This window comes from Acrocarpospora pleiomorpha (assembly GCF_009687885.1).
In the GTDB taxonomy this organism is placed as follows: domain Bacteria; phylum Actinomycetota; class Actinomycetes; order Streptosporangiales; family Streptosporangiaceae; genus Acrocarpospora; species Acrocarpospora pleiomorpha.
Window position 1 is genome coordinate 1 of sequence record NZ_BLAF01000028.1, and the last position, 9,073, is coordinate 9,073.

The 9,073-nt window shown below is 69.0% G+C and carries 6 protein-coding genes; 4 read left to right on the forward strand and 2 right to left on the reverse strand.

What is annotated here, in order from left to right:
• Window positions 1–195: 195 nt before the first annotated feature.
• Window positions 196–1,428 carry an adenylyl-sulfate kinase gene (gene cysC / locus Aple_RS24385; RefSeq protein WP_246264745.1) on the reverse strand — a complete coding sequence of 411 codons (1,233 nt, stop codon included), beginning with the start codon at window positions 1,426–1,428 and terminating at the stop codon, window positions 196–198.
• Window positions 1,429–1,486: 58 nt separating this feature from the next.
• Here cysC and Aple_RS24390 point away from each other — a divergent pair, with 58 nt between their 5' ends.
• Window positions 1,487–1,990 (forward strand): SigE family RNA polymerase sigma factor, encoded by a 504-nt coding sequence (locus Aple_RS24390; RefSeq protein WP_155347017.1) that lies wholly within the window; start codon window positions 1,487–1,489, stop codon window positions 1,988–1,990.
• Window positions 1,987–3,201: a PD40 domain-containing protein gene (locus tag Aple_RS24395; RefSeq protein ID WP_155347018.1), complete on the forward strand. Its 1,215-nt coding sequence runs from the start codon at window positions 1,987–1,989 to the stop codon at window positions 3,199–3,201. Before Aple_RS24390 ends, Aple_RS24395 begins: the two co-directional genes overlap by 4 nt.
• Here Aple_RS24395 and Aple_RS24400 read toward each other — a convergent pair.
• A complete protein-coding gene (locus Aple_RS24400; protein ID WP_155347019.1) occupies window positions 3,194–3,913 on the reverse strand; it encodes a class I SAM-dependent methyltransferase in 720 nt (239 codons plus the stop codon). The two genes, Aple_RS24395 and Aple_RS24400, sit on opposite strands and share 8 nt — an antisense overlap.
• Before the next feature lie 208 nt (window positions 3,914–4,121).
• Here Aple_RS24400 and mfd point away from each other — a divergent pair, with 208 nt between their 5' ends.
• Together mfd and Aple_RS24410 are read left to right on the forward strand one after the other, a co-directional pair.
• Window positions 4,122–7,625 carry a transcription-repair coupling factor gene (gene mfd / locus Aple_RS24405; protein WP_155347020.1) on the forward strand — a complete coding sequence of 1,168 codons (3,504 nt, stop codon included), beginning with the start codon at window positions 4,122–4,124 and terminating at the stop codon, window positions 7,623–7,625.
• 330 nt (window positions 7,626–7,955) lie between these two features.
• Window positions 7,956–8,579, forward strand: coding sequence for a SurA N-terminal domain-containing protein (locus Aple_RS24410; RefSeq protein WP_155347021.1), 624 nt, complete (start codon window positions 7,956–7,958; stop codon window positions 8,577–8,579).
• Window positions 8,580–9,073: the final 494 nt, after the last annotated feature.

The window sequence follows — 9,073 nt, forward strand, 5'->3', positions numbered from 1 at the left end:
CACCCACCCACCCTTGATTGTTTCCGGGGCTGCCGCCCCGACCCCCGGGAATGCGCGCTCCGGGGGCTTCGCCCCGCCCTTCGGCCAGCGCCAGCGAGCACCGTGACCAAGGTCACGTGACGAAGCCCGCAGTGATCGGCGGATCCGCTCGGCTCGCGTCAACCGGTGTCGCATTGAAGGTCGCCCCGGCCGTGATCAGCGGATCCAGCCGCCCGTGGTCAGGTGGTTGAGGACCGTCGTGACCGCACGCTCTACCGGCATGTCTGTGGTGTCGAGTTCGAGGTCCGCGTCGTCAGGCTCCTCATAAGGAGAGGAAATGCCGGTGAATTCCGGGATAAGTCCGGCTCTGGCCTTGGCGTACAGGCCCTTGCGGTCGCGGCGTTCGCATTCTTCTAGGGGGGTGGAGACGTGCACGAGGACGAAGTCTGCTCCGACCGATTCCGCCATCTCGCGTGCCTCGTCTCGAGTGTCCGCGTATGGCGCGATCGGGGCGCAGATGGCTAGGCCGCCATGGCGGGCCACCTCGGCGGCCACGAAACCGATTCTGCGGATGTTCAGGTCGCGGTCCTCGCGTGAGAACGTCAGGCCCTTCGACAGCAGTCGACGGACCACGTCGCCGTCCAGGTAGGTGACGGTCCGGCCACCGCGCTCCAGCAGGGCGTCGCGCAGGCCGCGCGCCACGGTTGACTTTCCGGAACCCGACAGGCCGGTGAAGAACACGACGAGTCCGCGGCGGTGTGGCGGGCCGGGGATGCTGACGGGGGCCGGGCCCGCGTAGTGCTCGGTGGCGCCGTAGTTGCCGGCCACGTGCTCGCGTAGCTCCAGGTCGATCACGGCGTCCTCGCGCGGGGCGAGCGGCACCGCGACCACGGTTGAACCGGGCAGGTCGGCGGATGCTTTGAGGGCGGCCCGGACCACGGCGGGGCCGGCGTCGCCGTACACGAGGGGGAGTAGGAGGACGGCGGCGTCGAGTTCTTCGGCGGTGGCCGCGATGTCCTCGATGGCGGCCGAGTCGAGTGGTCCGCGCATGGTCACCGCGAGGACGTCGTCGGGCAGGTCCTTGCGCACCTCGGCGGGGGTCCGCCGGAGGCGCGCGAACGGGCCGTAGACGGGGGCTCCCACCGCTTCCAGCCGCCCGGCGACATGATGCCCGTCCCGCTCGGTCACGTGCAGCACGGCCAGGGCCGCGCCCTCCGGATCGGTCAGCGTGACCTGCCCGTGGAAGTCGTCGGGAAGTGCCAGCGTGACCGGATCCGGCCAGGGTGTGCCGTCGGCGAGTTGCCCACGCTCCGCCACGCTCGCGACGTCGGCCGCCCCCAGGAACCCGGTCAGCGGCGCGAACGCGCCGGACAGCAGCAGTTCCAGGTCTGCCAGCTCCCGGGCGTCAGGAGTCCATTCGGTCATCTGCAGGTTTCCGATCTGAGGCATAGCGGACGTCGCCACAGGGCGTCTTAGAGGCTGACATTAGCTCTAGGAGGAGGTGGTCGTGGACGCAGCGGACGAACGAGGCTTCCGCGAATTCGTGTCCGCGCGGTCGCCCGCCCTCATGGGCCTGGCCTACCTGCTCACCGGTGGCGACCAGCACGCGGCCGAGGATCTTGTGCAGGCTTCGCTCGCCAAGGCGGTGACCCGCTGGGGGCGGATCGACGACCCCGAGGCGTACGTCAAGCGGACCATGTACCACCAGCAGGTCAGCATCTGGCGGCTGGCCTGGCGACGGCACGAGACGAGCGTCGCCGAGCCGCCGGAGCGGATCGCAGCCGATAGGACCGGCACGGTCGATCTGCGGCTGGCGTTACGGCAGGCGCTGTCCCGGCTGACCCCCAGGCAGCGGGCGGTGCTGGTGCTGCGCTACTTCGAGGATCTGCCGGAGGACGAGATCGCACGGATCATGGGGTGTTCCGTGGGCACCGTCCGGAGCACGGCGCACCGCTCGCTGGCCCGGCTCCGCGCCGCGGCCACCGAGCTCACGCAGGAGGTGACCCGATGAACGAGGAGACGCTGATCAGGGAGACGCTCCGGGAGTGGTCGGAGCAGGCCCGGGTGCCCGCCGACCTGGCCGACCGGGCGCTGTCCCGGCGCAGGCGCTGGCTGCCCGCGCTGGCGGTGGTCGTGGCGGCGGCTGCCGTGATCGCCGGGGCGTTTGTGCTGCCTAGTACGTTTCGTGCGGATCCCGCGCCGGCGATCGACGCGACGGTCACCGCGACAGCCAGCCAGCCTCCCACCGACATTCAGGTGGACACCGAGAACAACCCACCCAAGAATTTCATCGCCGCCGGACGGGTGGCCGTCTCCGCGTACTCCACCTTGCGGTGGGTGCCGACCGGCCGCGGCACCGAGACGATCCGCTGGAACTGGTCGCTGTACAACCCGAACTCCGGCCAGTACGAGAAGACCGACTGGTCGTGGGTGGACGTCGCGCCGGGGCTGCGGTTCGCCGCCGTCATGGAGGGCGACCTGCCGGCCAGGAGGGTCGGCGTGTTCGACATGAGCACCCGGCAGGTGATCCGCTGGGTGGACGTCGAGCAGGGGGCGGGCGCGGCGTTCTGGTCGCCGGACGGCTCCCGCATCTTGGTCACCACCTATTCCGGCCCGCCCAACGAGACCCGCTGGCTGGACAAGGCGCGCACCAGTGAGGAGATCCTGCCCAGCACGAGGACCGGCTTCGCCGTCGTGGACGCCAACACCGGGCAGATCACGTTCCGGCCGTTCCCCGCGAACAGCTTCGATCTGTCCAATCCGTCCGGCGTGGACAACTCGAACCCGCGGCGTGACTTCGCCTGGAGCGATGACGGCACGCTGATCTGGGAGCCACAGTCGGTCGCCCCGCACCAGGTCTTCTACGACCTGCAGGGCAATCCTCGGCCCGCTCCCGCCGACCTGGTGGAGATGAACCAGCAGGCGGGCGTCTCGCCCAACGGGAAGCTCATCGCGGACAGGGGCCAGCCGCCCGGGCCGCAGACAACCGTGAAGGACCTGGCCACCGGGAAGATCGTCGGCACGCAGCCGATGCTCCAGCTGGTCGCCTGGGCCGACGACGAGCACCTCATCGCGCTCGGCTGCGCGGGCTCCTGCGAGTTCGAGTTCAACTCCGCGCTGGTTCTGGTCAGCCTGGACGGGAAAGACGTCGTCCAGCTGTCCGGCTATAGGGAGAACACTAACGATCCGGACGCCTGGCAACCGCAGTTCACGCTCAGATGAGCCTGGCGAAATGGTGCTGAGGTTTCCGTACGACCAAGGCGATCTCATCGTGGTCGGGGGCCAGCCGGCCGCCGGAAAGGCGGCTGACCGTCCGGCAGACCCCGGCCACGAGCCCGCCGTGCGGCCCGAGCCTGGCCGGGCCGCTGATCAGCGAGTGATCCTCGGCGATCATCAGCCCGCGCATCATGCAGTAGGAATGCACGCCCTCCCGCGACGTCACCGGCTCGTAGATCGACGGCAGCGGCCCGGCCGCGTCCTCGGGCGCCAGCCACCGCCGCAGCGGCTTCCGGAACGGGACCTTCCGGTCGAGGAACCCGTAAGCCGACTTCCGGTCCCGCATCCGGATCAGCAGCAGCCCGCCCGGGCGCAGCCCGTTGACCATCCGGTCCAGCACCAGCTCCGCGTGCGGGATACGTTCGAGCAGGAACTCCACGCAGACCACGTCGTACGAGCGGGGCATCAGCGGCACCGAGCGCATATCGCCCAGCGACCACGAGTCCAGGTCGGGCCTGGCCACGGTGGCGGCCCGCAGGAAAGGGCGGTCCTCGTCCACGCCGGTCACCCGGGCGTCGATCTGATCAAGCTCCAGCGGGGCGCCCCGGCCGCAGCCCGCGGCCAGGATGTCGATCCGGCGGCCCAGTTGCTCGTTCCACTGCTCGCGGATCCGCTGGCTGAAGACGCCCCCCGCAGTGGTCAATCGCACGTCAGACATGTCACGAAGGGTAGTCAATCGACTACGTGATCGTCGGAGATTCGGGCCCGACTCGCCCGCGACGCCCTCGCCGGGGGAAGTAGCCTTGAGGCTATACCCCCGGTCCCAAACAGGTTCGGGGATGTTCGTGCTGCCCTGGAACGGTTCCGGTGGCGCGGCGGTGGACTCAAGTGGGGGCCAACAGGCGATGTCCGAAACAACGATGCCAATGTCCGACGCTGCCCTCTCCGGCCTGCTCGACGTGGTCGCCGCCGATCCGCGCCTGACCGAGGCCCTGACCGATCAGGTGGGCACCGACCTCATCGCGCCCGCCGCGCTGCGGCCGTTCGCGGTCGCCGCGCTGGCACGCTCCCGCCCGGTGCTCGCCATCACCGCCACCGGCCGCGAGGCCGAGGACCTGGCCGCCGCCCTGACCAGCCTGCTGCCGGACGCCTCGGTCGCGGTCTTCCCCGCCTGGGAGACCCTGCCGCACGAGCGCCTCTCCCCGCGCAGCGACACCGTCGGCCAGCGCCTGGCCGTGCTGCGCCGCCTCGCCCATCCGGTCGCGGGCGACCATTCCGCGGGGCCGCTGCGGGTGGTGGTGGCCCCGGTCCGCGCGGTGCTGCAGCCCATCGTGGCCGGCCTCGGCGACCTCCAGCCCGTACGGCTTCGCGCCGGCGACGACGCCGAACTCGACGACGTGGTCGCCCAGCTGGTCGAGAACGGCTACCACCGGGTCGACATGGTGGAGAAGCGCGGCGAGGTGGCCGTGCGCGGCGGCCTGCTGGACGTGTTCCCGCCCACCGAGGAGCACCCGCTGCGGCTGGAGTTCTGGGGCGACACGGTGGAGGAGATCCGCTGGTTCAAGGTCGCCGACCAGCGTTCGCTGGAAGTCGCCCAGGACGGGCTGTTCGCCGCGCCCTGCCGGGAGTTGCTGCTCACGGCCGAGGTGCGGGAGCGGGCCCGGGAGCTGGCCGACGAGCATCCGGCGTTGAAGGAGATCCTGGATCAGCTGGCCGAGGGCATGCCGGTGGAGGGCATGGAGGCGTTCGCGCCCGTGCTGGCCGGGGGCATGGATCTGCTGGTCGATCACCTGGGGGCGCGGTCGGCCGTGTTCGTCTGCGATCCTGAGCGGATTCGCAGCCGGGCGGTGGAGCTCGTCCGTACCAGCCAGGAGTTTCTGGAGGCGTCGTGGATCACGGCGGCCGCGGGCGGGGAGGCGCCGATCGATCTGGACGCGGCGGCGTTCCGTACGCTGGAGGAGGTGCGCGAGCACGCCGGTGAGCTGGGGCAGCCGTGGTGGAGCATCGCGCCGTTCGGCGAAGGGGTGGACCTGGCGGCGCACGACGTCGAGGCGTACCGGGGGGATACCCAGCGGGCGCTGGGGGACATCAAGGGCTGGCTCGGGGCGGGGCGCGCGGTCGTGCTGCTCAGCGAGGGGCACGGTCCGGCCGAGCGCATGGTGGAGCTGCTCAAGGGCGTGGACGTGGCCGCCAGGCTGGTGCCCTCGATCCCTGGGCCGCCCGGTCGTGACGTCGTCCACGTGACCACCGGACGGCTGGAGCACGGCTTCGTCACCGACGCGCTCGCCGTCGTCACCCATCTGGACCTGGTCGGCCAGAAGGCGTCCACCAAGGACATGCGCCGCCTGCCGTCGCGGCGTAGGAACATGGTCGACCCGCTCCAGCTCAAGATCGGCGACCATGTCGTGCACGAGCAGCACGGGGTCGGCCGCTACATCGAGATGGTCCAGCGCACCGTTCAGGGCGCGACCCGTGAATACCTGGTCATCGAGTACGCGAAGGGTGACCGACTCTACGTTCCCACCGACCAGCTCGACGAGGTCACCCGCTATGTCGGCGGGGAATCCCCGACGCTCAACCGGATGGGCGGCGCCGACTGGGCCAAGGCCAAGACGCGGGCCAAGAAGGCGGTCAAGGAGATCGCGGGCGAGCTGATCCGGCTCTACTCCGCCCGGATGGCCTCACCGGGACACCCGTTCGCGGCCGACTCGCCCTGGCAGCGCGAGATGGAGGACGCCTTCCCCTACGCGGAGACCGGCGACCAGCTGGAGGCCATCGACGAGGTCAAGCGTGACATGGAACGCCCGATCCCGATGGACCGGCTGATCTGCGGCGACGTCGGCTACGGCAAGACCGAGATCGCGGTGCGGGCGGCCTTCAAGGCGGTCCAGGACGGCAAGCAGGTCGCCGTGCTCGTGCCGACCACGCTGCTGGTCCAGCAGCACCTGTCCACGTTCGGGGAACGGTTCGCCAGCTTCCCTGTCATGGTCAAACCGGTCTCGCGGTTCCAGACCGACGCCGAGGTGAAGGAGACCCTGGAAGGGCTCAAAACCGGCGGGGTGGATGTCGTGATCGGCACTCACCGGCTGTTCTCGCCCGAGGTCAGGTTCAAGGATCTCGGGCTGATCATCGTGGACGAGGAGCAGCGGTTCGGGGTCGAGCACAAGGAGCAGATGAAGCATCTGCGCACTCAGGTGGACGTGCTGGCCATGTCGGCCACGCCGATTCCGCGCACGCTGGAGATGGGGTTGACCGGCATTCGGGAGATGTCGACCATTCTGACCCCGCCGGAGGAGCGGCATCCGATCCTGACGTTCGTCGGGCCGTACGACGAGAAGCAGATCGCGGCGGCGGTGCGGCGCGAGCTGATGCGCGACGGGCAGGTGTTCTTCGTGCACAACCGGGTGCGCAGCATCGACAAGGTGGCGGCGCGGCTGCACGAGCTCGTGCCCGAGGCGCGGATCGCGGTCGCCCACGGGCAGATGAACGAGCAGCAGCTGGAACGCATCATGGTCGGATTCTGGGAGCGGGAGTACGACGTGCTCGTGTCCACCACGATCGTGGAATCCGGGCTCGACGTGCCGAATGCGAACACGCTGATCGTGGATCGGGCCGACAATTATGGGCTCAGCCAGTTGCATCAGCTGCGCGGGCGGGTCGGGCGTGGGCGGGAACGTGGTTACGCGTATTTCCTCTACCCGCCGGAGAATCCGCTCACCGAGACCGCGCACGAGCGGCTCGCCACTATCGCCCAGCACACCGAGATGGGGGCGGGCATGTATGTGGCGATGAAGGACCTGGAGATCCGCGGCGCGGGCAACATCCTCGGCGCCGAACAGTCCGGGCACATTCAGGGTGTGGGCTTTGACCTGTACGTCCGGATGATGGCCGAAGCCGTCCAGGAGCAGAAGCAGAAACTCTCCGGCGAGACTGTCACCGAACAGCAGGACATCAAGGTCGAACTCCCCATCAACGCCCACATCCCCCACGGCTATGTCACCAGCGAGCGCCTCCGCCTGGAGGCCTACAAGCGCATCGCCGCCATCGCCGCCGAAGACGACATCACCGCCGTCCGCGACGAACTCACCGACCGGTACGGTCGCCTTCCGGTCGAGGTGGATAACCTTCTTGAAGTCGCGCGATTCCGTATTCGGGCGCGTAAAGCAGGGCTGACCGATGTGCAGCTGATGGGGACCAACATCAAGTTCGCGCCGGTGACGTTCAAGGACTCCCAGCAGGTACGGCTCCAGCGGCTCTACCCGAAGGCACTCGTCAAGCAGGCCACGGAGACCATGCTCGTGCCGGTGCCGAAGACCAAGCCCATCGGCGGCCAGCCGTTGCGCGATCTGGACCTTCTCAAATGGTGCGGCGACCTGGTCGAGGCCATGTTCCTCGAACCCATGCGAACCCAGCCGGGTGGCACCCGTTGACGGCGTGGCGACCTGATTGCGGCTGCGTTCCTGAACCCCTGCAGGTGGTGCCAGTTGATATCGGTGCGCGATCTGGTTCTTCTCGAACGGTGTGGCGACCTGATCGAGGCTATGTTCCTTGAACCCCCTGCGGGATGGCAGCCGTTGATACCGATGGCCAGCTGTTGTTCTTCTCGAATGGTGTGTCGACCTGATCGAGGCGATGAAACTCAGGCAGGTGGTTGATGTCGACTTTGTTCGGAGTTGGTCTTGGGACACGGGCGAGGTCAGACCAGGCGCTGCCGTTGGTAGGGTGGCTTCGCCTAGCTAGGGTTGCCGGAGGATTCAATCGTGAAAGTACAGCGTGTTCTGCTGGCCATGGTGGTCGCCGCCGCGACCCTGACCGCGTGCGGGCCGCTCCAGGTCGGAGCCGCCGCCACCGTCGGTGACCAGCGCATCAGCAGTGAACAGCTGGACGGCGGAGTGCGCGAGTTCCAGGCCGCCCTGACCGCAGCCAAGATCCCCGCCGATCAGGTCCAGCTGCCCGGATCCGTCCCGCAGGCGGTGCTGCTGCAGTTGGCCAACATCAACCAGTTTACCCAGGTCGCGACCGCTAACGGCGTGATCATCAGCGACGGCGAAATTGATAATTTCATCGCCCAGCAGGGCGGCAAGGCTGCGGTCGACCAAGCCCTCCTCACCCGCGGCGTCCCCCCCACGTCCGTCCGCGACTGGCTCCGCGCCTCCATCGGCGCCCAGAAAATGATCGCCCAACTGGGCGGCGGCACCGACGAAGCCGCCACCACCGCCGGCCAGCAAAAACTCGCCGTAGAAGCCGAAAAGGTCCCCGTCAAGTTCAACCCCCGCTACGGCACCTTCGACCCGGCCCAGGGCTGGGTCCCCAGCAACCGCTTCGGCACCATCACCCCAGCCGCCCCAGCCGCCCCCCAGGGCGAAGCCCCACCCGCAGGCTGACCCAACCAGCGTCGGCGTTCTGGGCGGCCGAGTCGATTACCGTGGCACTCCCACCCACCCGTGAGTTTGTTTCGGGGCTCCGCCCCGACCCCCTTCGGCCGGTGGCTGATGTGCCGGGCCTTCGGCTGGCCTTCCAGGCTGAGCGCGAGCGTCCGAGTGGATGGGTGGTCGGGTTGATTGCCGGTGCTTCCACCCGCCCACCTGTGAGTTTGTTTCGGGGCTCCGCCCCGACCCCCTTCGGCCGGTGGCTGAGGTACCGGGCCTTCGGTCGCCCTTCCAGGCATTCGACCGCCCTTCTAGGCCGAGTGCGAGCGTCCCGGTGGACGGGTAGGGCCAGGGGAGAACCCCCTGCAAGCAGGAGGCGGAGCCGTGGGGCGAAACAGGGGTTGTGGGGGAACCACGGCACCGTGACGCAAGTTTCATGCGGGCAATCCACGGCGATGGCGGGGTCGGGCGGAGCCCGAGGAGAAACAAACGGGCTGGGTGGGTGGGAG

What these genes read in the sequence shown, in the direction of transcription:
- mfd (WP_155347020.1), top strand. Translation starts at nt 4,122, where the DNA reads ATGTCCGACGCTGCCCTCTCCGGCCTGCTCGACGTGGTCGCCGCCGAT.
- Aple_RS24395 (WP_155347018.1), top strand. Translation starts at nt 1,987, where the DNA reads ATGAACGAGGAGACGCTGATCAGGGAGACGCTCCGGGAGTGGTCGGAG.
- cysC (WP_246264745.1), bottom strand. Translation starts at nt 1,428, where the DNA reads ATGCCTCAGATCGGAAACCTGCAGATGACCGAATGGACTCCTGACGCC.
- Aple_RS24400 (WP_155347019.1), bottom strand. Translation starts at nt 3,913, where the DNA reads ATGTCTGACGTGCGATTGACCACTGCGGGGGGCGTCTTCAGCCAGCGG.